This window comes from Fictibacillus sp. Mic-4 (genome assembly GCF_049843615.1).
Classification (GTDB): Bacteria; Bacillota; Bacilli; order Bacillales; family Fictibacillaceae; genus Fictibacillus_A; species Fictibacillus_A gelatini.
In genome coordinates this window covers 63791-87805 of the sequence record NZ_JBBHZM010000010.1, presented here as the reverse complement: position 1 = coordinate 87805, position 24015 = coordinate 63791, and the positions used below count along the sequence as shown (strand labels likewise).

At 41.6% G+C, this 24015-nt stretch carries 29 protein-coding genes and 1 other RNA gene; 22 read left to right on the top strand and 8 right to left on the bottom strand.

Features of this window, described 5'->3' with window-relative positions:
- Positions 1 to 92: 92 nt before the first annotated feature.
- The 9 genes from ablB (at position 93) to gabT (ending at position 9656) form a co-directional block, all read left to right on the top strand.
- The gene (gene ablB / locus WD019_RS09285; RefSeq protein WP_425711292.1) at positions 93 to 950 is read left to right on the top strand and encodes a putative beta-lysine N-acetyltransferase; all 858 of its coding nucleotides are present in this window, start codon (positions 93 to 95) and stop codon (positions 948 to 950) included.
- Between the two features lie 67 nt (positions 951 to 1017).
- Complete coding sequence (locus WD019_RS09280; protein ID WP_425711291.1) at positions 1018 to 2415, top strand: sigma-54 interaction domain-containing protein; 1398 nt, start codon at positions 1018 to 1020, stop codon at positions 2413 to 2415.
- A 166-nt stretch (positions 2416 to 2581) separates the two neighbouring features.
- Positions 2582 to 3994 (top strand): lysine 2,3-aminomutase, encoded by a 1413-nt coding sequence (ablA, locus tag WD019_RS09275; protein ID WP_407636387.1) that lies wholly within the window; start codon positions 2582 to 2584, stop codon positions 3992 to 3994.
- Between the two features lie 10 nt (positions 3995 to 4004).
- Positions 4005 to 4280 carry a YokU family protein gene (locus WD019_RS09270; RefSeq protein WP_026677727.1) on the top strand — a complete coding sequence of 92 codons (276 nt, stop codon included), beginning with the start codon at positions 4005 to 4007 and terminating at the stop codon, positions 4278 to 4280.
- Positions 4281 to 4328: 48 nt separating this feature from the next.
- Positions 4329 to 5702 (top strand): aspartate aminotransferase family protein, encoded by a 1374-nt coding sequence (locus WD019_RS09265; RefSeq protein WP_425711290.1) that lies wholly within the window; start codon positions 4329 to 4331, stop codon positions 5700 to 5702.
- Positions 5703 to 5726: 24 nt separating this feature from the next.
- A complete protein-coding gene (locus tag WD019_RS09260) occupies positions 5727 to 6443 on the top strand; it encodes a CoA transferase subunit A (protein ID WP_026677725.1) in 717 nt (238 codons plus the stop codon).
- Positions 6410 to 7072, top strand: a complete 663-nt coding sequence (locus WD019_RS09255) for a 3-oxoacid CoA-transferase subunit B (RefSeq protein WP_425711289.1) — start codon at positions 6410 to 6412, stop codon at positions 7070 to 7072. The genes WD019_RS09260 and WD019_RS09255 overlap by 34 nt, the downstream gene beginning before the upstream one ends.
- A gap of 23 nt (positions 7073 to 7095) precedes the next feature.
- Entirely contained in the window at positions 7096 to 8349 is a 1254-nt protein-coding gene (locus WD019_RS09250) for a peptidase (protein WP_425711288.1), read from the top strand.
- Entirely contained in the window at positions 8346 to 9656 is a 1311-nt protein-coding gene (gene gabT, locus WD019_RS09245) for a 4-aminobutyrate--2-oxoglutarate transaminase (RefSeq protein ID WP_425711300.1), read from the top strand. Before WD019_RS09250 ends, gabT begins: the two co-directional genes overlap by 4 nt.
- A gap of 45 nt (positions 9657 to 9701) precedes the next feature.
- Here gabT and WD019_RS09240 read toward each other — a convergent pair whose 3' ends face one another.
- Positions 9702 to 9956 (bottom strand): hypothetical protein, encoded by a 255-nt coding sequence (locus tag WD019_RS09240; protein ID WP_026677721.1) that lies wholly within the window; start codon positions 9954 to 9956, stop codon positions 9702 to 9704.
- Between the two features lie 123 nt (positions 9957 to 10079).
- On the opposite strand from WD019_RS09240, the gene WD019_RS09235 reads away from it, so the two are divergent.
- The 3 genes from WD019_RS09235 (at position 10080) to WD019_RS09225 (ending at position 11413) form a co-directional block, all read left to right on the top strand.
- A complete protein-coding gene (locus WD019_RS09235; protein WP_425711287.1) occupies positions 10080 to 10220 on the top strand; it encodes a hypothetical protein in 141 nt (46 codons plus the stop codon).
- A 35-nt stretch (positions 10221 to 10255) separates the two neighbouring features.
- Positions 10256 to 10440: non-coding RNA, 6S RNA (ssrS, locus tag WD019_RS09230), on the top strand.
- Between the two features lie 82 nt (positions 10441 to 10522).
- A complete protein-coding gene (locus WD019_RS09225) occupies positions 10523 to 11413 on the top strand; it encodes a 5'-3' exonuclease (protein ID WP_026677720.1) in 891 nt (296 codons plus the stop codon).
- Here WD019_RS09225 and WD019_RS09220 read toward each other — a convergent pair.
- Positions 11410 to 12333 carry a DMT family transporter gene (locus tag WD019_RS09220; RefSeq protein ID WP_425711286.1) on the bottom strand — a complete coding sequence of 308 codons (924 nt, stop codon included), beginning with the start codon at positions 12331 to 12333 and terminating at the stop codon, positions 11410 to 11412. The genes WD019_RS09225 and WD019_RS09220 overlap by 4 nt on opposite strands.
- A gap of 136 nt (positions 12334 to 12469) precedes the next feature.
- Between WD019_RS09220 and WD019_RS09215 the strand changes: the two genes are divergently transcribed.
- Complete coding sequence (locus tag WD019_RS09215; protein ID WP_425711285.1) at positions 12470 to 13132, top strand: reverse transcriptase-like protein; 663 nt, start codon at positions 12470 to 12472, stop codon at positions 13130 to 13132.
- Positions 13133 to 13197: 65 nt separating this feature from the next.
- On the top strand, positions 13198 to 13491 hold the full coding sequence (locus WD019_RS09210) for a DUF6123 family protein (protein WP_026677717.1): 294 nt from the start codon (positions 13198 to 13200) through the stop codon (positions 13489 to 13491).
- A 26-nt stretch (positions 13492 to 13517) separates the two neighbouring features.
- Here the strand turns inward: WD019_RS09210 and WD019_RS09205 are convergent, their stop codons facing one another.
- Both WD019_RS09205 and WD019_RS09200 read right to left on the bottom strand, forming a co-directional pair.
- On the bottom strand, positions 13518 to 13766 hold the full coding sequence (locus WD019_RS09205; protein ID WP_026677716.1) for a DUF2564 family protein: 249 nt from the start codon (positions 13764 to 13766) through the stop codon (positions 13518 to 13520).
- 104 nt (positions 13767 to 13870) lie between these two features.
- Positions 13871 to 14200, bottom strand: a complete 330-nt coding sequence (locus tag WD019_RS09200) for a 2Fe-2S iron-sulfur cluster-binding protein (protein WP_026677715.1) — start codon at positions 14198 to 14200, stop codon at positions 13871 to 13873.
- A 169-nt stretch (positions 14201 to 14369) separates the two neighbouring features.
- On the opposite strand from WD019_RS09200, the gene WD019_RS09195 reads away from it, so the two are divergent.
- The 4 genes from WD019_RS09195 to WD019_RS09180 all read left to right on the top strand — a co-directional run bounded on the left by WD019_RS09195 (position 14370) and on the right by WD019_RS09180 (position 18762).
- Complete coding sequence (locus WD019_RS09195; protein ID WP_425711284.1) at positions 14370 to 16058, top strand: formate--tetrahydrofolate ligase; 1689 nt, start codon at positions 14370 to 14372, stop codon at positions 16056 to 16058.
- Positions 16059 to 16102: 44 nt separating this feature from the next.
- Positions 16103 to 16252, top strand: a complete 150-nt coding sequence (locus WD019_RS09190; protein ID WP_425711283.1) for a YycC family protein — start codon at positions 16103 to 16105, stop codon at positions 16250 to 16252.
- A 97-nt stretch (positions 16253 to 16349) separates the two neighbouring features.
- A complete protein-coding gene (locus tag WD019_RS09185) occupies positions 16350 to 17210 on the top strand; it encodes a CvfB family protein (RefSeq protein WP_425711282.1) in 861 nt (286 codons plus the stop codon).
- Between the two features lie 148 nt (positions 17211 to 17358).
- The gene (locus tag WD019_RS09180) at positions 17359 to 18762 is read left to right on the top strand and encodes an amino acid permease (RefSeq protein WP_425711281.1); all 1404 of its coding nucleotides are present in this window, start codon (positions 17359 to 17361) and stop codon (positions 18760 to 18762) included.
- A 43-nt stretch (positions 18763 to 18805) separates the two neighbouring features.
- Here the strand turns inward: WD019_RS09180 and WD019_RS09175 are convergent, their stop codons facing one another.
- Together WD019_RS09175 and WD019_RS09170 are read right to left on the bottom strand one after the other, a co-directional pair.
- Positions 18806 to 20344, bottom strand: a complete 1539-nt coding sequence (locus tag WD019_RS09175) for a solute symporter family protein (protein ID WP_425711280.1) — start codon at positions 20342 to 20344, stop codon at positions 18806 to 18808.
- Complete coding sequence (locus WD019_RS09170; protein WP_026677710.1) at positions 20345 to 20671, bottom strand: DUF485 domain-containing protein; 327 nt, start codon at positions 20669 to 20671, stop codon at positions 20345 to 20347.
- 156 nt (positions 20672 to 20827) lie between these two features.
- Here WD019_RS09170 and WD019_RS09165 point away from each other — a divergent pair, with 156 nt between their 5' ends.
- Entirely contained in the window at positions 20828 to 21448 is a 621-nt protein-coding gene (locus tag WD019_RS09165; RefSeq protein WP_425711279.1) for a cysteine hydrolase family protein, read from the top strand.
- Between the two features lie 53 nt (positions 21449 to 21501).
- Positions 21502 to 21933: a BrxA/BrxB family bacilliredoxin gene (locus WD019_RS09160; RefSeq protein WP_407636392.1), complete on the top strand. Its 432-nt coding sequence runs from the start codon at positions 21502 to 21504 to the stop codon at positions 21931 to 21933.
- A gap of 32 nt (positions 21934 to 21965) precedes the next feature.
- Here the strand turns inward: WD019_RS09160 and WD019_RS09155 are convergent, their stop codons facing one another.
- On the bottom strand, positions 21966 to 22112 hold the full coding sequence (locus tag WD019_RS09155) for a YjcZ family sporulation protein (protein ID WP_081412644.1): 147 nt from the start codon (positions 22110 to 22112) through the stop codon (positions 21966 to 21968).
- Between the two features lie 34 nt (positions 22113 to 22146).
- Between WD019_RS09155 and WD019_RS09150 the strand changes: the two genes are divergently transcribed.
- On the top strand, positions 22147 to 22389 hold the full coding sequence (locus tag WD019_RS09150) for a YMGG-like glycine zipper-containing protein (protein WP_425711278.1): 243 nt from the start codon (positions 22147 to 22149) through the stop codon (positions 22387 to 22389).
- Between the two features lie 110 nt (positions 22390 to 22499).
- Here WD019_RS09150 and plsY read toward each other — a convergent pair whose 3' ends face one another.
- Entirely contained in the window at positions 22500 to 23087 is a 588-nt protein-coding gene (gene plsY, locus WD019_RS09145) for a glycerol-3-phosphate 1-O-acyltransferase PlsY (protein ID WP_026677706.1), read from the bottom strand.
- A gap of 154 nt (positions 23088 to 23241) precedes the next feature.
- On the opposite strand from plsY, the gene WD019_RS09140 reads away from it, so the two are divergent.
- Positions 23242 to 24015 (top strand): class I SAM-dependent methyltransferase, encoded by a 774-nt coding sequence (locus tag WD019_RS09140; protein WP_425711277.1) that lies wholly within the window; start codon positions 23242 to 23244, stop codon positions 24013 to 24015.

Genomic DNA, 24015 nt, shown 5'->3' with positions numbered 1-24015 from the left:
ACCTTTAAGGCGGCATTTTTTCTTTTCAAGAAGGAATATGATTTCCTTAAATTGAAATAGAAAATGTTACAGCCAAAAAAGGAGGAGAAAACATGATTGAGACTTTTTACAAAAATATACAGGAAGAACAAGAAGATTATTTCGCAGAAATTTGCCTCGATTTTTTTAACGAGCGCCTGAGAGTGGACGATTATCGGGGAAACATTCCTTCTCTTTTGGGAAAAATCAAATCGTATGTCAACGCCCATCAGTTTACGAAAGTGATCATTAAAGCAAGGCAGGAACATGTCCAATTATTTTTAAAAAATGGCTATCAACCCGAGGCTTTGTTCAAAGATTATTTTAACGGAAGTCACGCAGTGGCGATGACGAAATATTTTACAAATGAACGAAGAAAAAGTGAATATTGGATGGATGAAGACGAACTTCTTGAAAAGGTATCGGCACTTCCGTTAAAAAAAGATGTGCCGCTATTGCCTGAAAACTATCATTTGCGGCTAGCCGAAACGAAAGATGCAGACGGGCTTGCTAAACTTTACGGAGAAGTCTTTGAAATTTACCCAACTCCGATGAATGATTCAACGTATATAAAAAAAATGATGAATGACGGCACTCTCTTTTATATTGTCGAAACAAACGGCCAAATTGTAAGCGCTGCCTCGGCGGATATTAACTATACGTACCACAATGCAGAATTGACGGACTGCGCGACACTTCCTGAACATCGCAAATTTGGGTTAATGAAAGTATTGATTGCCAGTCTGGAAGAGGAATTAAAAAAACGGCAAATCTTTTGCGCATATTCGATAGCGCGTAGCTTATCATTTGGCATGAATGCCGTTTTTCATCAAAGAGGCTATGAATATACTGGAAGACTGGCGAAGAACTGCAAAATATTTGATAAATGGGAAGATATGAATCTATGGGTAAATGACCTATCTCAAAACTAAGTGCTCAAAATTCGGCATCGCCTGACAAAAATTCGGCAACTAGTTGAAGCAGGAGAGGGGATGGGGCATGTTCAACGAATCAATCGAGACAAATGCAATGTTGAAGGCAATTTTGCAAACGATCGACGAAGGGATTCATGTTGTCGATTCAAATGGAATTACGATTTTTTACAATGAAGTGGCGGCAAGCCATGACGGATTAACGGTCAATGACGTTCTCGGGTCTCATGTACTCGACGTATTTCCTTCATTAACAAAAGAAACGAGCACGCTCTTAAAAGTCATTCAAACGGGTATTCCGATCATCAACCAGCAACAATCGTATACAAATAGTAAAGGAAAACGAATCGATACTGTTAATACGACATTGCCGATTAAAGTGGATGACGAGTTGATCGGGGCTATTGAAATTGCGAAAGATTATACGCAAATTAAACGGCTGTCTGAAAAACTATTAGATATGCAAGCGATGATGGCCCAAAAAGACGGAAAATCGGTGAAAAAAGAAAATGATGCGCACTTTCACCTTCATGACATCATCACCATTCATGATGACATGGAGAAATTAAAGAAAACGGCACAAAAGGTATCTTCGACGTCTTCCCCGATTCTTGTGTATGGTGAAACCGGAACGGGGAAGGAGCTGTTGGTTCAGGGCATTCACAATGCATCGCCGCGCCGGGCAAAGCCGTTCATTGCACAAAACTGCGCGGCTATTCCTTCTACATTGCTTGAAGGGATTCTATTCGGTACGACGAAAGGGAGCTTTACCGGTGCGGTTGATCGTGCAGGTTTGTTTGAACTAGCAAATGAGGGAACCCTATTTCTTGATGAATTAAATTCCATGCCGCTCGACATCCAGGCAAAATTGTTAAGAGTTTTGCAGGAAGGCGTCGTCCGGAGGGTCGGCGCATCGACAGGAAAACTGATCGATGTCAGGGTCGTTGCCGCTTTAAATGAAGAGCCTGAATGCTGTATTGAGAATAAAACATTGCGCCAGGACTTATATTACCGTTTAAACGTTATTTATTTTGAGATTCCTCCATTGCGCGATCGCAAGGAAGATCTTCCCGTTCTTATTGATCATTTTATCGAAACGTACAATGTTCGTTTTCATAAAGCGATAGAGGGAGTGGACGAGCAAGTTCTCGAGCTATTCGACAGCTATCACTGGCCCGGAAATATAAGGGAACTGAAACATGCCATTGAATTTGCCATGAACATGGCAGAGAAAGACGGAATGATCCAAATGGAGCACATACCGGGGCATATTTTAAGGGATAACAAGGGAACGAAAAGAAAAAAAAGTTTTTCACCGATTCGGCCACTAAGGGAGGTGCTGCGAGAAAAAGAGGATGAACTCATTTCTAGAGCTCTATCAGAAACCGGGGGCAATATTCAGCAGGCTGCAAAACTATTAAAAATACCAAGGCAAACTTTACAATATAAAATTAAATCAAAATAACCGCCGAATTTTCGGCGGTTATTTTGATTCATTCTAACTGTTTCCCGAAAACAAAACTGGTGCATATGCTGTAAAAACAAGAAGATGCGGGATTTTTCAATATTGGAACAAAATTTGCATTAGAATAAAAATGAAAAATATTTAGATTACAGGGAGGGTTTTACACATGCCTATCGTAAATGGATTATATACGCCAAAAAGACATTGGAAAGATATTGAACTATGGAAAGATGTTACGGATGAACAATGGAATGATTGGTTATGGCAATTGACTCACACCATTCGCACATTGAAAGATTTAAAAAAGGTTGTCAATTTAACGCCAGAAGAAGAAGAAGGTGTGCGAATTTCGACAAAAACGATTCCGCTTAACATTACGCCTTATTATGCATGGCTAATGGATAAAGATGATCCACGCTGCCCAATCCGTATGCAGTCTGTCCCGATCGGCAAAGAAATTTTAAAAACGAAATATGATCTCGAAGATCCGCTTCATGAAGACGAAGATTCACCGGTTCCAGGATTGACCCATCGCTATCCGGACCGCGTCTTGTTTTTAGTAACCAACCAGTGCTCAATGTATTGCCGTTATTGTACGAGAAGGCGCTTTTCCGGCCAAATTGGAATGGGCGTACCGAAAAAGCAACTTGATGCTGCGATCGAGTATATCGCCAATACTCCGCAAGTTAGAGATTGCTTGATTTCTGGCGGTGATGGCCTTTTAATCAATGACAATATTCTCGAGTACATTTTGAAGAAGCTGCGCGCGATTCCTCATCTTGAAATTATCCGAATTGGAACCCGCGCACCGGTTGTATTCCCGCAACGGATAACTGAAAACTTATGCAATATTTTAAAGAAATATCATCCGGTCTGGCTTAATACACACTTTAATACATCGATTGAAATTACAGAAGAATCAAAGAAAGCGTGTGAAATGCTGGCAAATGCGGGTGTCCCTGTGGGCAACCAATCGGTTATTCTTGCTGGTATTAACGATAGCACCCATATTATGAAAAAACTAATGCATGACCTGGTGAAAATTCGCGTACGCCCTTACTACATTTATCAATGTGACTTATCAGAGGGTATCGGCCACTTTAGAGCACCGGTTTCAAAAGGGCTTGAAATTATTGAAGCGCTTCGCGGCCATACTTCCGGCTATGCCGTACCGACATTTGTCGTTGATGCCCCTGGAGGCGGAGGAAAAATTGCGCTTCAGCCAAACTATTTAATTTCACAAAGTCCTGACAAAGTTGTATTACGGAATTTTGAAGGTGTAATCACCTCTTATCCAGAACCGCAAAATTATAAGCCGCATCAGGCGGACGCTTACTTTAACGAAGTGATGAACATTAAAGAGCAAGAACCAGCAATCGGCATTACAGCATTGATGAAAGATGAAAAGTTCAATCTCGTTCCTGAAGGGCTAAAACGGCTTGATCGCCGAAAAGCTTACGCGGAAAATCCGGAGCACCACACGTTAAAAGATAATCGCGAAAAACGTGATCAAATGAAGGAAAGAAAATATCAGGCAGAACGTGCAAAAGAATCACAAGAAGTTGAAAAACAAGCGTAGGAGGTTATCCATGTTTTGTGAATGGTGCGAGTCAAATAGCGCAAAAGAAACAACGAAGACCGGTTATTGGGAACTTCCGGATGGCAGCCGTGCCATTGAAATCAATGATATTCCTTCCGTTTCCTGCGAGGGGTGCGGAATGGAATATCAACCAGATACAATTATTGACCAAATTGAAGATCAACTGATGTTAATTGATACGAAAAGCCTTAGTCAAACGATTACATTTAATGAATTGATGAACCAGCCGCGATTACTAAAGAAAAACTACTTTAAATTTGACTAATGTAGGGGTGCTTTAGCCACTCATCATTTAAGAAGGGAGGGACCCAGCATGAGGAAGAAAACACATCTCATTAAACCAGTTTTAGATGCAGAATATCCTACAATCAGTTATGGAAAAGGGATTTATCTTTATGATATCGAGGGAAAGCAATATATCGATGGGTCATCCGGTGCAATTACGGTCAATATCGGCCATGGTGTAGATGAAATAGCAGAAGCGATGTATAACCAGGCAAAACACGTATCTTTCGTTTACCGTTCCCATTTTACAAGCGATGCCGCAGAAGAATTAGCAAAAAAACTTGCCCAGTGGGCTCCCGGGGACCTTGAGTGGACGTTTTTTGTAAACAGTGGGTCTGAGGCGACAGAGACGGCACTAAAGGTGGCGATTCAATACTTTCAGGAGCAAGGAATCACGACAAAGACAAAAGTATTATCAAGAAGAACAAGTTATCATGGCATTACCCTGGGAGCTCTGTCAATGTCGGGGCATCCGCTAAGAAGGAGCCGTTTCACTTCTCTTTTAGAGGATTTTCCGGTTGCCCCCGCGCCTTATTGCTATCAATGTCCGTTAAAAGAAAGTTATCCGGGTTGCGGGGTAAAGTGTGCCGATGAGCTCGAGGCAGCGATTCAGCGAATTGGGCCGGAAAATATTGCCGCGTTTATTTTCGAACCAGTAATCGGCGCATCAGGAGGAGCGATTGTTCCGCCGGATGAATACCATGCAAAAATTATAGAAGTTTGTAAGCGCTATGATATTTTGACCATTGCGGATGAAGTAATGACCGGCATGGGCAGGACAGGTAAAATGTTTGCCGTTGACCATTGGGATATTGTTCCCGATATCATTACGCTCGGAAAAGGATTGAGTTCCGGCTATACACCGATGGCCGCAACCATTGTCTCTGAACGAATCATAAACGTCATAAAAAACGGCTCAAAAGTTGTCATGAGCGGGCACACGTTTAGTGCGAACCCGCTGTCGGCCGCAACATGCCTTGCTGTACTTCAATATATGGATCACCATAATCTTGTTCAAAATGCACAAGAGCAAGGCGAGCTGTTACTTAACGGATTAAAAAAACTTGCTATGAAATATCCAATTGTCGGAGATGTACGCGGAAAAGGATTGTTATGCGGATTAGAACTCGTAAAAGATTCTTTTACAAAAGAGCCGTTTCAGCTTTCAGACGGAATTACAGAAAAACTCATTTCGCTTTGTTTTAAAAAGGGATTAATCATCTACCCGGCAGTTGCCGGAGTAACAGGATTTAGCGGTGATTCCGTCATTCTCTCTCCACCGCTCGTCATAACAAAAGAGCAAGTGAAAGACATATTGGATATTTTGGAAGAAGCGATTATTGAACTTACGGAGCAATTGATCGATTCCGGAATATATCATCATCATAAGGCTTCAAGTTAATTCTAAATCAGGCTGGTGGTTAAATTGGAGAGAAATCAATCGGCATTAAATAAACAGATATCAATCGATGAAGCAATGAAACACTTTCGGGATGGGATGACATTAATGATTGGCGGTTTTGGCGGAGTCGGGGCTCCGCCAACCTTGATTAATGCCATTCTTGAAAAAGGAATTAAGGATATTCATATGATCAGCAATGATACAGGCTTTCCCTGGATTGGACCTGGCAAATTAATCACGGAAAAAAGGGTGAGTCGGTTAATTGCCTCTCATATTGGATCAAATCCGGAAGCAGGCAAACAAATGCAAGCGGGAGAGTTGGAAGTTGAATTTGTCCCTCAAGGAACCCTTGTCGAGAAGATGCGCGCAGGGGGCATGGGGCTAGGCGGAATATTAGTCGATGTAGGATTAGGAACGGTTGTTGAAAAAGGGAAAGAAAAAGTTTTCATCGCCGAAAAAGAATATATGATCGAACCTTCATTAACGGCAGACGTTTCAATTGTTTATGCCCAAAAGGCCGATGTTTATGGAAATTTAATCTATGACAAAAGCGCTCGAAATACGAATCCGCTTGTAGCCATGGCAGGCAATATTACCATTGCAGAAGTAGAAGAAATTGTTCCGGCGGGTAGTCTCGATCCCGAATGCGTCATCACGCCGGGTGTGTACGTTGATTACATTGTTCAAAGCAAGGGGGTAGACTGGAAATGGGTCTGGGAATTGAATCAAGAAAGCAAATAGCGCGCCGGGCGGCACTTGAAATTGGCCAAGGAATGACGGTTAATTTAGGAATCGGCATTCCGACGCTTGTGGCTGACTTTATTCCTTCTGAACTTGGCGTCATGCTTCATACCGAAAACGGAATTTTAGGCATGGGGCCATCGCCTGAAGAAGGAAAAGAAGATGGCAACCTTTCAAACGCCGGCGGCTATCCTGTCACAGTCATTCCCGGGGCCTCCTATTTTGACAGCGCCACAGCCTTTGGCATTATTCGTAGAGGGCTACTTGATATCACGATACTTGGGGCGCTTGAAGTGAGTGAGAAAGGGGATATCGCCAATTGGATTGTACCCGGAAAGCGGGTTCCTGGCATGGGCGGAGCCATTGACCTTGCCCAAAAGGCAAAAAAAGTCATTGTATTGATGAACCATACGGATAAAGAAGGAAATCCGAAAATCGTCAAAGAATGCAAACTACCGTTAACCGTAAAAGAAGGCGCACATATGATCATAACCGAACGTGCGGTCATTGACTGTGCGGATGGTAAGTTAATGTTGCAGGAAGTAATGTATCCGTACACCGTAGAAGAAGTGGTCGCTTCAACGGGAGCGCCATTGACAATTTCTGAAAATATCAAGGTGTTTCAATAGTTTACATAAAAAGAGGTGAGGAGATGAAAGAGAAAATTCAGCATTGGATAAATGAGCATCGTCATGAAGCCGCAACATTTTTGCAACAATTAGTTCAACTTGACAGCGTGCAAGGAAATGAAGCCGAAATCCAAAAAAAAGTAGCAGAGAAACTGGAGTCTATCGGCCTTGAAGTTGATTTTTGGCATCCGGATGGTGATGAATTTATTAATCATCCTTATTTTTGTGCGACGAGAACGGACTTTTCCACCAGCCCGAATGTTGTCGGCGTCTGGAAGGGAACAGGCGGCGGAAAATCACTTGTTTTAAACGGTCACATTGATGTAGTTCCTCCCGGGGATATGAAGCAATGGTCGGACGATCCATATAGCGGCAAAATCGAAGATGGCAAGCTCTATGGAAGAGGATCGACCGACATGAAGGGCGGAAATGTTTCCCTTCTTCTTGCCATTGAATGTTTAAAAGCGATTGGCGTTCAATTAAAAGGAGATCTTATTTTCCATAGTGTAATGGAAGAAGAAAGCGGAGGCGCGGGCACGTTGGCCGCCATTTTAAAAGGATATACAGCAGATGCCGCACTCATTCCTGAACCGACAAATATGAAAATCTTCCCTGCCCAGCAAGGATCGATGTGGTTTCGCATTGATGTAAAAGGCCGCTCCGCCCATGGAGGAACCCGCTATGAAGGGGTGAGTGCGATCGAGAAAGCGATGAAGGTAGTCGATTCGATTCTCACCCTTGAAAAAACAAGGAATGAACGAATAACTGATCCACTTTATAAAAATGTTCCTATTCCGGTTCCGATCAATATCGGGAAAATTTCCGGAGGCGATTGGCCATCAATGGCACCAGACCTTGTTACATTAGAAGGCAGGATCGGCGTCGCTCCGGATGAAACGTTGGAACAAGTAAAAAAAGAACTGGAAGAAGCAGTTTCCTCCATTCATGATGACTGGCTGAGAGAACATCCACCTGAAGTTGAATGGTTTGGCGCACAATGGCTTCCTGGAAAAATTGATGTTGAACATGAATTGATGCATATTTTAATGAAGCGGTATCGCGACATTTGCGGATCTGAACCTGTGATCGAAGCATCGCCATGGGGAACAGACGGCGGATTGTTAACGAATGTCGGTAATACGCCTTCAGTCGTTTTCGGGCCTGGTGTAACGGCTTTCGCTCATTATCCGAATGAATATATAGAACTTGAAAACGTATATCAAGCAGCGGAAATTATTGCGCTTACCATTATCGATTGGTGCGGGGTGAAAGAATAGTGAAAAGGCTGGAACAATTATTAAAACGGAAAGACTTGAGTGTGCCGAGAGGCCCTTTTAATACGATCCATTCCTTTGTTGAAAGAGCAGAAGGAGCGGTAATGGTCGATGTTGAAGGAAAGGAGTATATCGATTTTGCCGGGGCGATCGGCACGTTAAACGCCGGGCATTGCCCGCCTAAAGTGGTGGAAGCACTGAAAGATCAACTGGATAAATACATTCATCCGTGTTTTCACGTTATGATGTATGAACCGTATATTGAACTCGCGGAAAAATTAAATGAAATTACTCCGGGCAATCATCATAAAAAAACCTTTTTTTTGAACAGCGGGGCTGAAGCGGTTGAAAATGCGGTCAAAATAGCAAGAAAATATACAGGCAAAAAAGGAATAATTTCGTTTGAACGCGGCTTCCATGGCCGGACGTTACTCGCCATGTCTTTAACAAGTAAAGTGAAACCGTACAAATACGGATTCGGCCCTTTTGCGCCAGATACGTATAAAATGCCGTATCCGTATTATTATCGCGACGGCCGAACATCCGATGAAATGGATGAGGCGATTTTAAACCAATTTGAAAACTTCTTTTTAGGAGAAGTGCCTTCTGATGAAATTGCCGCTATTCTATTAGAACCGGTTCAAGGGGAAGGCGGATTCGTCATTCCATCGAAAAAATTTGTTCAAGGGATCCGGCGAATTTGTGACCAACATAATATTTTGTTGATTGCTGATGAAGTGCAAACCGGCTTTGGCCGAACGGGTAAAATGTTTGCAATGGAACATTTTGATGTCGTCCCAGATCTAATGACAATGTCGAAATCGATTGCGGCCGGCCTTCCGATTTCAGCGGTCACGGGACGCGCGGAAATTATGGATACACCGGCTCCAGGCGAAATTGGTGGAACATACGGTGGAAGCCCGCTCGGTTGCGTCGCTGCCCTTAAAGTGATTGAAATGTTGGAAGAAGATGGTCTGATCGAACGGGCGAACATGATCGGCGAAAAAGTAATGGGAACGTTTAGAAAATGGGAAGAACGTTTCGAGTTTATCGGAAACGTGAGAGGACTTGGCGCCATGTGTGCTCTTGAAGTTGTCAAAGACCGAAAAACGAAAGAGCCGGATAGCGATCTGACGAAAAAAATCATTAGCACGTGCAATGAAAACGGAGTTGCCGTCATGGGTGCCGGGCTTTACAGCAATGTCATCCGCATTCTTTCACCGCTTGTTATTACCGACGAACAATTGGAAAAAGGCTTGAACATTATGGAAGAACAGCTATTGAAGATCAATCCGCGAGTTTCTTTTTAACCGCGGGATTTTCAAATGATAAGATGAACAGGCTTGCTGTTCATCTTATTTTAATGGATTATTTTCAGCCCGCTTTATAAACATTTCCTCTTCGCCTACCACACCACAAACGGCACATTGAACCATAATCTTCGATCCTTTGTACGGCAAATGGAAAGGGTCTAGTGGCTCGTCTTTTTCGTAATGATGAACGACTTCGCCTGAAGAAGGGTCAAGTTTCACTGCCGATGCATTTTGTTCGATAATGTTAAACCGCATTCGATTCGTTTTGCAGTTCGGACATAAATAAGGGTGAGTCATGTTTATACGCCTCCTTAAGATTATTTTCCCCAGGGCCGAGGAAAATTATGACATCAAAAGCTAAAACGGATGATGATTAATTTTTACGAATCGACAAATGATAATAATAAGGGGGGATTCCTAATGGGCAGAACAAAACCGGCGAATGCCAATGCGATGAGAAACAACAATGCGAAACAGATGGAGAAACGCTCAAACACTGAATTTGCTTCTTACGCAGAAGTCGAAGTAAAGAAAATGCACCATGGCAAAAAAACAAAATAAGGGCTGTTTACATTTCTAAAAAAACGAGTTATAATAAAGACCTGCGATGTTAGTAACTCTGAACTGTCTTAAACCGATGTAAATAATAAGGGAATTCTAAATGACTGTCATTACATCGTGCCTCCAAACACGGTAGAGGAAGATGGAAACACAGCTGCGAATACCCACCTGTGAGAACGGGTTTATAAGACAATAAGAGTTACGGCTGAGCGGGTATACATACAATCGACGACCATTGTTTAACGCAATGGTCGTTTTTTTGTATAATCGCGGTTTTTAATGATAGTTTGGAGGATATTAAGATGGAATTAAATGAAGAAACGTTTATTTTAATAGATGGCTTCAATTTATTGAGCAGGTGCTATTTTGCAACGGCTTACGGAAAAGAACTCCATGAATTACAAAGGAATTCACGGGGGCTATTTATTAACGGCCTGCGGACTAAAATGCAAAAACTAGTGCAGCTTATCAAAAATTATAACCCGACTCATATGGCGATTGCCTGGGATGTAAAAAGGGAAGAAACGATCAGAAGGCAGAAGTTTCAACAATATAAAGGAACGAGAAATGAATTGCCGGAGCCACTTATAGAACAATATGAAACGGCCATTTCTTTATTTGAAGCAATAGGAATACCGCAATTTACGATTCCAAAATATGAGGCGGATGACATTATCGGAACATTTGTGTCACGCTGGCGAAAGGAAAAAACGGGTGAATGCATCATTTACAGCAATGACAGAGACTTGCTTCAGTTGTTATGTGAACAAACATCCCAAATTATCGTTTCAAAAAGGGAAGAACAAAAATATACAGTCAATCATTTTAGGACGGAGTATGGAATTGAACCGTCACAATGGGTTGATGTGAAAGCGCTCCTGGGCGATAAAAGCGATAACATTCCAGGAGTCATGGGAGTTGGCGAAAAAGCAGCATTGCCGTTAATCCAGCAATATGGCTCGGTCGAAGGAATCTATAAAAATATAGAAGAACTTGACCAAAAATATAAACGTTATTTGAAAAAATTGATTTCAGGCAAGGAAATGGCATTTTTAAGCAAAGAATTATGTGAGATATATAACGATGTTCCAACGATCACTCAGCTAAATTTGGATGAATGCAAATTAAATCTCGACAAAGAACAAATGAAGCAGGAGTTTTTAAAACTGGAAATAAAAGTGAAAGTGGGCTAAAAATTTGCCCACTCTTTTTCTTTACGTTTCATAAACCATTGTTTGATCGGCAGTTCAGATAAGATCATTCCGATCAGTATTAAGGAACAGCCGATGACCGCCCTGGCGCCAAGCGTTTCATTATTCCATAAAAGGCCGGCAAATGCTGCAAAAACCGGTTCCATAGAAAAAATTAAAGCCACTCTTGTCGGCGTCGTATAGCTTTGAAAGTATGTTTGCGCTAAAAAAGCGATGGCGGTCGCGAACAAGGAAGTGACGATAAGAGCGATCCACACTTCTTTCTTGCCGAGAATCGCAGGCTGGAAAATGTTTTTCCAATTTTCAAGAAAGAGGCTGGACAGCGCACTTAAAATAGCTACTGTAAGTAATTGCACGATCGTAAGCAGCATGGCAGGATAGGAATTCGCATATTTTGCTGTTAAAATAATTTGCAGGGCAAAGGAAATAGCGCCAATTAATACAAAAAAATCGCCAACATTTAAATGAAAACTGTTTCCAATAGTAAGCATGTATAAACCGGCAACGGCAAGCACGACACTAATAGATGCCGGGACCGTTAACTTTTGTTTAAAGAAAAATACGGATAAAACGGGTACGAGCACGACGCTTAACCCGGTAATGAAGCCGGCTTTTGATGAGCTTGTGTACAATAGTCCCAACGTTTGAAACCCGTAACCTAAGTATAGCCAGAACCCGATGGCAATTCCTCTAAAAATGAGTGGTTTCGAAAGGGTGTTGAAAAGGGATTTGTTAAATAAAAGAACCCAACCTGCTAAAAATACAGTAGCAATAAAAAAACGGGCGGCATTAAAGGAAAACGGCTCTAGAAAAGCAATGGCGTTTTGGACGATAACGAATGTAGTTCCCCAAATAAATGCAACAAATAATAAACTTCCATCCGCAACAATTGATTTTTTCAAGTTATCACCTTATTTCTATGATGGTTATGATGGTTGTCCGTTCCTCTTCCTTTAATATTCATTATTATAATGAATCATTCAAAAAAAGGAAGGGAATTTTTTAAATATTTTAAGAATGTGAATAACAGGAGGAAAAATGAAAATAACGATTGAATGGAACTATAAGCCGGCGAAATCAAGCCATACAATACGATTTGTCTCCGATTCCCTCTCTCTGAAAGAGGCTATTCGTACAGCACTGGATATTGAACGGACAGGAAGACTTGGCACGATTATGTTTATAGACGAAAATGGTACATACTGGTCGAAAAAAGAGCTTCAAAAATTGGCTGCTGAAAAGGAAACAGAGCCAATGAACGTCGTTTGTTACTTTGACGGAGGCTATAAGAAAGATGATGGAAAGTCGGGGCAGGGAGCTGTCATCTATTATGAACAAAACGAAAAGAGATACCGCTATAGAGTTAATGCTTCACTGGAGCAAATTGATTCCAACAATGAATCGGAATATGCGGCGCTCTGGCTACTTGTAAACGAGCTTGAACAACTTGGCGTTCATCATTCTACCGTTACGATCAAGGGAGATTCCATGGTCGTTATCCATCAAATGACTGGCGAATGGCCCTGTTACGAACAAGAATTGCAAAGATGGATGGATAAAATTGAAGCAAAGCTTAAGAAACTGGGATTGACCCCGATTTTTGAATTAATCCCGAGAAATGAAAATAAAAAAGCCGATTTTCTCGCGACGCAGGCACTTAGCAACATTTCAATCGAAGCAAAAAAGGAAATGATTGATTAATAATACTTTAAATTGATACAATTCTAAGTATGAAATGAAGATTCGCAAGATTGGATGGATGGAAAGTGCATCATAATTCATTGGAAGACTATTTAATGTTTCTTGCATCAAAGGGTATTAAATTAAAGGACAGTGAGAAAGCGTTTGTTGAATTCGGCAAATATTTAACGGATGCGGACGATTCGCTCGTAACAGTTGCCATTGAATATACATTGAAAGTACAACGCGAATTTGATGGGAGTTATTACATTGCGCTTTTGGAAGCATTTAAGCAGCATAAGATCACGAATAAAAAAAGTGCCCTCCGTTATTGTAGAAACTTGTTTGAAAACAAAATCGGTGAACCAGTTTTAAAGTAAAAAAGAAGCGAAATCTCGCTTCTTTTTTAACGCAATGCTTCATTTATTTGTTGTTCGCACTGGCTGATTAATTCGCCGCAATGCGCTAAAAACATGTTATCTACACCAGTAGCGTTGCCTATGGCATTTTGATATTGATGCTTTGCGTCATTTAATGCCCGTTTAGCATCGTTTAGCTGGTCATGATCCATGCTCATCGTCGCCTGCCCGATCATCCGTTCGGCAGCCTTGATCGACATTTTGACTTGCATAAGATCATTATAAGGTTCTCCCATGTTTTTCACCTTCCTTTTTCCCCTTTTAGTTTATGTACAATGTGATGATTTATCCTGAGACCGGGAAGGGAAAAACAGTTGCTTCATCCAATATTTTAAAGGGATTATAATTCTTCTGAAGGTCGTGGACCGGCGTCTTTTCCTTCAGAAGTAACCGTCATGACCGGACGAATGGTCACATCTCCATCGACAAGCACCTGGCATGATAATCGAATGTTTTGGTCAATCAGCCCTGCGGATTCAAGCTTCGCTTTTTCCTTTTCATTCATTTCTCCAAAGTCACCTTCTAATACTTCGATCCGGCATGTTGTGCATTTTGCATTCCCGCCGCAGCGATGAAGAATATCCACTCCGTTGTCTTCTAAAGCGGTAACAAGTTTTCTGCCTTTTTCAATTTGAAATTCACCAAATCCTTCAACCGTAATTGTAGCCATTCATTTTACCTCCAAACATTTAAATTTTTAATGATTTTGCTTTATTCAACAGTATAAACTAAAAAAGAGAAAGTTCGCCACTTTTTGAAAGCGGTTTAATTGGCTGTTTGCCCAATTTTTATGTAAAATAATAGCGGTGATTGTATTCTTGCTAAAGGGAGTTACGGACATGATTGAAAAAATTAAATATAAATCGGATATTGAAATTGCCCACGAAGCGAAAATGGTCCGCATTGAAGAAATCGTCAAGCAACTTCACATTGAAGAAGAGGATTGGGAACCGTACGGACGATATAAAGCAAAACTATCTTTAAGCCTAATTGAAAAATTAAAAACAAAAAAAGATGGAAAAATCATTTTAGTCACTTCCATTAATCCAACACCGGCAGGAGAAGGGAAATCCACGGTTACGGTTGGACTTGGCCAGGCTCTTAATCGAATTGGCAAAAAAGCCATCATCGCCTTGAGGGAACCTTCCCTTGGGCCAAGCATGGGAATGAAAGGAGGGGCAGCGGGAGGCGGATATTCCCAGGTGATGCCAATGGAGGATATTAACCTTCATTTTACAGGTGACATTCATGCGATAACAACCGCGAATAACGCCCTGGCTGCCCTTATTGACAACCATATTCATCAAGGGAATGAATTAAATATCGATCCGCGCCGCATCGTCTGGAAACGAGTGATGGACATGAACGATAGAGCTTTAAGAAACATCATCGTTGGCCTTGGTGGCCCGGTGCAGGGTGTGCCGCGTGAAGATGGCTTTGATATAACGGTTGCCTCAGAAGTGATGGCGATTTTTTGCCTGGCAAACGATGTGAACGACTTGAAAAAGCGGTTGTCTAGAATGGTTGTCGCATATGATTACAATAAAAAGCCGGTGACTGTCGGCGATTTGAAAGTAGAAGGGGCATTAACTTTGCTTTTAAAAGATGCATTAAGGCCAAATCTTGTTCAAACATTAGAAAATACACCCGCCATTATTCACGGCGGCCCCTTTGCTAACATTGCGCATGGTTGCAATAGTGTATTAGCGACAAAAATAGCAGCAAAACTTGGTGATTATGTCGTAACAGAAGCTGGATTTGGAGCCGATTTAGGTGCCGAGAAATTTTTAAATATTAAGGCGCGCGCTGCAAATATTAAGCCGAGCGCGGTCGTCATTGTGGCGACCGTCAGAGCGTTGAAAATGCATGGCGGCGTGCCAAAAGATAAACTGCAAGATGAAAATGTAGCCGCCCTCGCATCGGGAATGGCTAATATAGAAAAACATATTGAAACGATTAAGGCATTCGGACTTCCTTTCGTTGTTGCCATTAACCATTTTGTTCACGATTTTGAAAGCGAGATCGAGTATATCGAAAAATGGTGTTGTGATCGCAATATTCCGGTAGAAATGGCGGATGTCTGGTTAAAAGGAGGCGAAGGGGGAGAAGCTCTTGCCCGCAAAGTAATTGAAGTAATTGGAACTGGAAAGAATGAGTATAAACCACTTTATACTCTTGACATGTCTCTTGAAGAAAAAATTATAACGATAGCCGAAAAAGTATATGGAGCTAGCGGTGTCCAATTTTCACCAAAGGCAATATCCCAATTAGAACAGTTTGATGATGAAGGATGGGGACTGCTGCCGGTATGTATGGCGAAAACACAATATTCTTTGTCGGATGATCCGAAGAAAATCGGTCGTCCAAAAGATTTTGTCATTACCATTCGAGAGCTGAAAGCATCAATTGGCGCGGGCTTTATTGTCGCTTTAACCGGTGATGTCATGACGATGCCGGGCTTGCCGAAAAAGCCTGCGGCATTAAATATGGATGTTACGGACGATGGGAATGCCATTGGTTTATTTTAATATGCTGACCTCTTTGGTATAATGATTTTACGGAGGGGATTTAAATGCGCCCAAATCAAATTTCAGCTGAAACGGCCATTAAGCTTTCGGAAAAATTAAAGGTGCCGATTGAAGAAATTATGCATATGCCGCAGCACATTCTTGTACAAAAAATGATGAAAGCGGCTAAAGAGGAAGAAAAAAACGACAAATAAGAATGATAAGCCTACTTCATCATGTAAGTAGGTTTATCTTTTTCCGCGTTTATTACATACTAAATATGAACGACTGATGAGAGGAAGGAAGATGATAGTGAATAAGCAATTACGGGCTGGAGAAATCCATAAACTAAAAGTAGAGCGTATAACCGAATTTGGCTATTTTTTGTCAAACGGACAGGAAGATGTGCTATTACATAAACGTGAGGCTTTAAGGGAACTTTCAGAAGGCGAAGAAATTGAAGTTTTTCTGTACCAGGATCACGAAGGCCGGCTTGCTGCAACGATGGCAAATCCTAAAGTGCGGCTTGATTCTCTCGCCTGGCTAAAAGTCGTCGGATCGAGGCGCAATCTTGGGGTTTTTCTGGATATGGGAATCAGTAAAGATGTTCTGTTGTCAAAGGATGATCTTCCGTACAAATTTAGCCAATGGCCAGAAATTGGGGATGAATTATATTGTGGATTGAAATTGGATAAAAAAGGCCGGCTATTTGCTGATTTGGCGACGGAAGAAGAAATGGTTGAACAAGCAGTGAGCGCAGATGAAGATAGTTTTAACGAAATGACGAAAGGGAGAGTTTATCGCTTAAATGAATATGGCGCTCTTGTTTTTACTGAGAAAGAATGGATCGGATTCATTCATCATGAAGAAATGACGAAAACCTTGAGGCTTGGGGAATTGGTTGATTGCAGGGTAGCCTTTGTCCGCGAAGACGGCAGGGTTAACCTTTCGATGAGACCAAGAAAAGAACATGCATATAATGAAGATGCAGAGAAAATTTATCAATATTTAAAAGAGCATAAAGGCTATATGCCTTATACAGACAAGTCCGATCCAGAAGAAATTAAACAGGTGTTCAATATTAGTAAAGCAGCGTTTAAAAGGGCGCTTGGAAAACTAATGAAGGAAAATAAAATTGTGCAAGAAGATGGGCAGACCATTTTAAAAATATAAAAACAAACACGTGCCGGTAACATGGTACGTGTTTATTTTTTGCTGGAAAAATAAACTACTTGTATACTTTAGTTTGCTAATGTACTATTGTGATAGCGAATTAATTAAACTATGTAATTTTTGTATGTACATCTGGGAGGATAACATCATGAAAGAAAAAAGGCTCGGACTCTGGGTCCTTACTGCACTTGTTGTCGGAAACATGGTCGGTTCCGGAATTTTTATGCTGCCTCGCTCGCTTGCGGAAGTGGCAAGCCCCGCGGGAGTCCTTGGGGCATGGCTCATTACCGGAATTGGCGTACTCTTGACGGCATTAGTTTTTGGAAATTTAAGCATTCGAAAGCCGTCACTCAATGGTGGCCCGCAAAATTATGCACTCGCTTTATTTAAGCCAAATACGGAACGTTCCCTACTTTTGGGCTACCTTGTCAGTTGGGGATATTGGGTGGCTAATTTCGCAGGGAATGTGGCAATCATTACAACATTTGCTAGTTATCTATCTACTTTTTTCCCGATATTGACGAGCCAAAGGCGTCTATTTTCAATTGGAAGTGCCGCTATTACGGAGGGAGGATTTATAACATTTCTTGTTTGCAGTATGCTATTATGGGGAATGCATTATATAATTTTACGAGGAGTAAGCGGTGCCGGGAAATTGAACCTGGCCGCTACGGCAGCTAAAGTACTTGGCTTTGCTCTATTTATTGTCTTATGTTTATTTGCTTTTCAATCTAGCCACCTAACGCCATTTGCCGAAGGACGAATCGATCAAGCGTCAGGTCATACGATTGGACTTGTTGGCCAGATCAATCATGCCGCGGTTGCGACTTTATGGGCATTTATCGGGATTGAATCGGCCGTTGTATTTTCAACACGGGCAAAAAAACAAAGTGATGTGAAAAAGGCTACAATATTTGGTCTTATTTTAGCGCTTATTCTTTACATTAGTATCACATTTCTCGTCATGGGCACACTTTCGAAGAAAGAGCTGCTTGCTTCACAAAAGCCACTTGTCGATGCACTTTCAACGGTCATCGGCCCTTCAGGGAGTTACATTATGGCTTTACTTGGAATGGTCTCTCTTTTAGGCGCGACAATCGGCTGGATTTTGCTTTCTTCTGAAGTTCCTTATCAGGCGGCAAAACGGAAAATGTTCTTACCGTATTTTGCAAAAGAAAATGGCAGAGGAACCCCTGTATTTTCATTAACGATGACAAATATTTTTACGCAATTATTTATTTTTTCAGTTGTTTCCCATTCAATGGCCGATGCTTATAATTTTGTCATTTTTGTCGCAACGCTTGCGTTTTTAGTGCCTTATGTATTTGCATGCTTGTATCAAGTCAAACTTGTCTTCAGCGGTGAAACCTATGAAAATAGATTCAGTCGCGCCCGTTTTGTGGATGGGGTCATTTCGATTGCGGCAACGATTTATTCGGCCTGGGTGATTAAAGCCGGGACAGCCGATTTAAAAACATTCTTGTTCGGGATCGGTATGCTGGCTTGCGGGATTATCTTTTATCCGATCGTCAGGAAATCAGCCCGAAAATAAACTAATAACAAACACCGGAGGGAAAAATTCCCCCGGTGTTTATTTATTTTTTAATTCCGATCCCCGTATTGGCCCTGACAAGAATTTCATCGAATTTCTTTTCGTCGATTTCTTTTGAAGAAAGAATCGTTCCAAGAAAGGCCCCAATAAATCCTAACGGGATGGAAATGATGCCGGGGTTGGCCAATGGGAAGATCGGATCCCCGACAAAAATAGCACTCCCCGGAACTGGTGACCAGACGCTCGGGCTGATTGCCACTAGAAGTAAAGAACTGAACAGCCCAATAAGCATTCCTGTTACGGCTCCGGTAGTATTGAAACGTTTCCAAAAAATTGTGAGCAAAATGATTGGCAAATTGGCGCTTGCGGCAACAGCAAAGGCTAAGCTGACAAGGAAAGCCACATTTAATTTTTGCGCAAAAAGCGACAATAAAATAGATAGAACGGCAACGCCTACCGAAGCCCATCTCGCCGCTTTCATTTGTTCCTTTTCTGTTGCATTTCCGCGGCGAAGAATTTGTCCATAAAAATCGTGTGCAAATGCGGATGCAGCGGATAATACGAGACCGGCGACGACCGCAAGAATCGTAGCAAAAGCAACAGCGGAAATAAATGCAAACAAAAAGTCGCCGCCAAGTGACTCGGCAAGTAATGGGGCTGCCATATTACCGGCAGGATTTGCCTTAACAATGTTCTCAGTTCCGACAAAAGCGGCAGCTCCAAAGCCAAGAAAAACGGTTAATATATAAAAAAGTCCAATGATCCACGTTGCGTGTACGACCGATTTTCTTGCAGTCGGGGCATCTTTTACCGTAAAGAAACGAATAAGTATATGAGGAAGCCCGGCTGTTCCAAGAACGAGAGCAAGGTTGAGAGAAATCGTATCAAGAGGAACTTTATATTTGTTGCCCGGGTTAAGAAACATTTCCCCAAGAGGAGTCGCCGTTTTCATATGGGTAAACATCGACGTGATACTAAAGTCGAATTTGGCAAACACTATAATTGAAATAAGAAAGGTTCCTGCCATCAGCAGAACGGCTTTAACGATTTGCACCCAGCTTGTAGCCATCATCCCGCCAAATACGACGTAAACTGTCATTAAAACACCGACGATGAGCACAGATGACGTATATGACAATCCTAATAAAAGCTTTATTAAGGCGCCAGCACCGACAAGTTGGGCAATCATATAAAAAATAGAAATCGTCATCGTATTTAATGCCGCAACCCCGCGCACTTTTTTATCGTTAAAACGGGCAGCAATCATATCGGCCATCGTATATTTTCCAAGGTTTCTGAGAGGCTCTGCAACGAGATAAAGAACGACTAAATAGGCAACAAGGAAGCCGATCGAGTAAAAGAAACCGTCGAATCCGGTTAAGGCAATCGAACCGGCAATCCCTAGAAAAGATGCAGCAGACATGTAATCACCGGCAATTGCCAATCCATTTTGCCAACCCGTCAATCCGCCATTTGCGGTATAAAATTCACTCGTCGTGTTAGTGCGTTTGGCGGCAAAATACGTAATGACTAATGTTAAAGCAACGATAATGAGAAACAGGATAAACGCAGTCGTGTTCATCTACCCCAACTCCTCTTCACGTTTAATTTCATCAACGATTGAATCAAACCTGGCAGCTTTTTTTGAATAAAAAATGCATAAAGCCCATGTCATCACAAATTGGGCAAAGGCGAAAATCCAGGCCCATGTAATGTCACCAAGCGCGTTTGTGTTTAATACCGTGGAGTAAGAAGTCATGACAGGCAAGGCAAAGTAGAATACGAAGAAGAAGATCGTCATTGGCAAAATGAAGTTTTTCTTTGAGCGAAGAAGTGTTTTAAATAAAGAAGATGAGGCAATTTTAGAATAATTTACTTCTTTGTCCGAGAAGTTCTTTTCGGATAACATCCAATTCCCCCCTGATTCAATCATGTATTGAAAGAAAAATGTCCATTCACCTCACATTCTGGTATTGTTAGAATCTTTCCACTATTATTATATTTCATTAGTTAAGCGTTAGTCTATCTTTTTTGTCCATCATCAGGTAGTGTATACTATTTAAAAATGACAAAATACCGATGGGGGAGAATACGAGTGAAAGCATTGGTTGTGATTGATTATACGAATGATTTTGTTGCAAATGACGGGAAACTGACGTGTGGTGCTGTCGGGCAATCGATAGAAAAAAGAATGGCCGAGATCACCCGTGAATTTATTCAAAATGGCGAGTTTGTTGTACTTGCGGTGGATGTTCACGAAGAAGGAGATCCTTATCATCCAGAAACCAATTTGTTTCCACCACATAATATCAGGGGAACGAAAGGGCGAGAGCTGTATGGCGATCTTGGTTGTTTACTCGAAGGATTGAATGAGTCTGAACGATCAAAGGTGTACTGGATGGATAAAACAAGATACAGTGCGTTTGCCGGCACGGATCTCGAACTGAAGCTTCGGGAACGAAATGTTTCAGAGCTCCATCTTATCGGTGTATGTACAGATATTTGTGTTTTGCATACTGCGGTAGATGCTTACAATAAAGGATTTAAACTATTTATTCACGAAGATGCCGTGCAAAGCTTCAATCCGATTGGCCATGAATGGGCGCTTCAACATTTTCAAACAGCGCTTGGCGCAACCATTCTTTTGAACAATTCGCCAAAACTTCAAAGTTTCAATGATGCTTGAAATTCGATATAATGAAATGAATCAAGGAATTCAGGAGGCTCTACAAAATGAACATGAATGCATATGAAGAATATATGAAGCAAATTACACAACCAATGAGAGATGAATTAACAAATGCCGGATTTAAACAGTTAACGACAGCGGAAGAAGTCGATGAATTTATGGAGCAGGTAAGCGGAACGACGCTTGTTTTTGTGAACTCGGTTTGCGGTTGCGCAGCCGGGCTGGCAAGACCGTCCGCCATCCATTCGCTCTCTCATTCTGTTAAACCGGATCACATTGTAACAGTATTCGCCGGCCAGGATAAAGAAGCGACAGCAAGAATGAGAGATTATTTTGAAGGCTATCCGCCATCCTCTCCTTCAATGGCCCTATTAAAAGGCACTGAAGTTGTCCACTTCATCCATCGCCATGAAATCGAAGACCATAGTGCGGAAGAAATTGTTGCGAACTTAATCAATGCGTATAACGAATATTGTAAGTAAGAAAAAGGCGGAGAAATCCGCCTTTTTCTTACTTAATTACAGCACACCTCCCCTTTACGTCCTCCAAAGCCACAACAGCTGCAGCCGATGATGATCAACAGGATGAAAAGGACGACAATTAAGGCAAATCCAGGTCCGAACCCACCGCCATAACCACCATATCCACCATATCCGTACATCGGCACACACGTCATAACCGGCGGGGCGCAACTAATGTGTTTAGCAATCGGTGCATTGATTGGCGCATTGATTGGAGCATTAAGCGGGGCATTGATTGGTTTATTGAGTGGCGCATTCATAGGAGCATTCATTGGAACGTTCATTGGTTTATTCATTGGCATATTTATATTAGGCGGCATGTTCATGTTCGGTGGCATGTTCATTGGGCGGTTTTGGTGGTTCGTGATTGGCATATGTTTTTTATTTTCCATTTCTGTCCCTCCAATATTGAAATAACTATAGGTAAACGTCTCCATATAACTTATGTACATCTATCACGATTGGAAACGGACAGATGCGGAAGTTTTTAGAAATGAAAAAAAGCACTCATGAGAATGCTTTTTTTATCACAGCCACTTCACTTTAGGTTCCGTTTTGTTATAAATCCTGACGATATTGCTTCGATGCTTGTAAATAAGGAAAATGGCAACTAAAAAGATGAAGATCCTTAATGTCCAATCATCGACAAAGATCGTATAAATGACGCCGCAAACACCCGTGACCATGGATGAAAGGGAGACATATTTCGAAATGTATAACGTAATGAAAAAGATAAGGATGACGATAATAAACATGATCGGGTCAGCACATAATAAAGTGCCCCCAGAAGTGGCAACCGATTTTCCTCCTTTAAATTTTGCGAAAATCGGGTAAGAATGTCCAATAATTGCCGGGATCCCCGCAAGCAAAGGATGAAATTGGTCAGAAACATGAAAAAAATAGGGCAGGGAAGCGGCCAGTGTCCCTTTTAATAAATCTGAAATTGTCACGATTAACCCGGCTTTGACGCCGAGTGTCCGAAAAGTGTTAGTTCCCCCTAAATTTCCGCTGCCATGTTCTCTGATGTCAACCCCATACCCCCATTTGCCAACGACTAAAGCAAACGGCACAGAACCTATAAGATAAGATAATATGATAATAAGTGCAATGAGCAAAAAGATAGCCTCCTTTATACATGTGTGCCTTATAACTTCATTATATAATTGATTTTTTGATTCGAATAGATGTAAAATCGGCTAATGGCATATAAGGTTTATCGGTAACTCATTTGAGTTATGGTATACGTAGATAGAATAGGAGATGAGGAAAATGATCGTAACTACTGCAGGAAAGTATGATGCCCCACTGGTTGAAAAAGCAAAAAAAATCGCAAATGAGCTTTCCTCTCCGTTTATTTCACGAAAAAATCAGTCGTTAGTTTCTTTGCAAAAAAATTATGAAGATCATGTATTAATGGTCGGAAAAGAAAAGCTAACACTTCATCCATTAGGAAATCAAGACCCGCTTTTTTTTCATCCAAATTCATCGATGTTTCGTGTTAAACGACTCTTAAGGGGGGAAGATGATCGGTTTGTACTGGCGGCCTCTTTAAAAAAAGGGAAATCCGTTTTAGACTGTACGTTAGGACTCGCTTCTGATGCCATTGTCGCAAGTTTAGCCGTCGGTAAAGAGGGGAAAGTAGTAGGTATAGAAGCGAATCTTGCGATAGGCTATATTGTTAAGGCCGGGCTCGAGACGTGGGAAAGTGGTAGTAAGGAAATGGATGCGGCGATGAGGAGAATTACCGTCGTATCGATGGATCACCTTCAGCTTTTAAAAGAATTGGACAAAAACAGCTATGATGTCGTGTACTTCGATCCAATGTTTGAAGAAACGATTGCCTCCCCGGGAATGGCCGGATTAAAAACGATGGCCGTTTATACACCGCTCTCATCTGAAGTCATTGAAGAAGCGAAAAGGGTAGCAAAAGAGCGCGTTGTATTAAAGGACCATTATAAAAGTAAAAGATTTGAGCAATTTGGTTTTACGCAAATCAAGCGACTCTCTGCCAAATTTCATTACGGGACAATTGAACTCACCTAA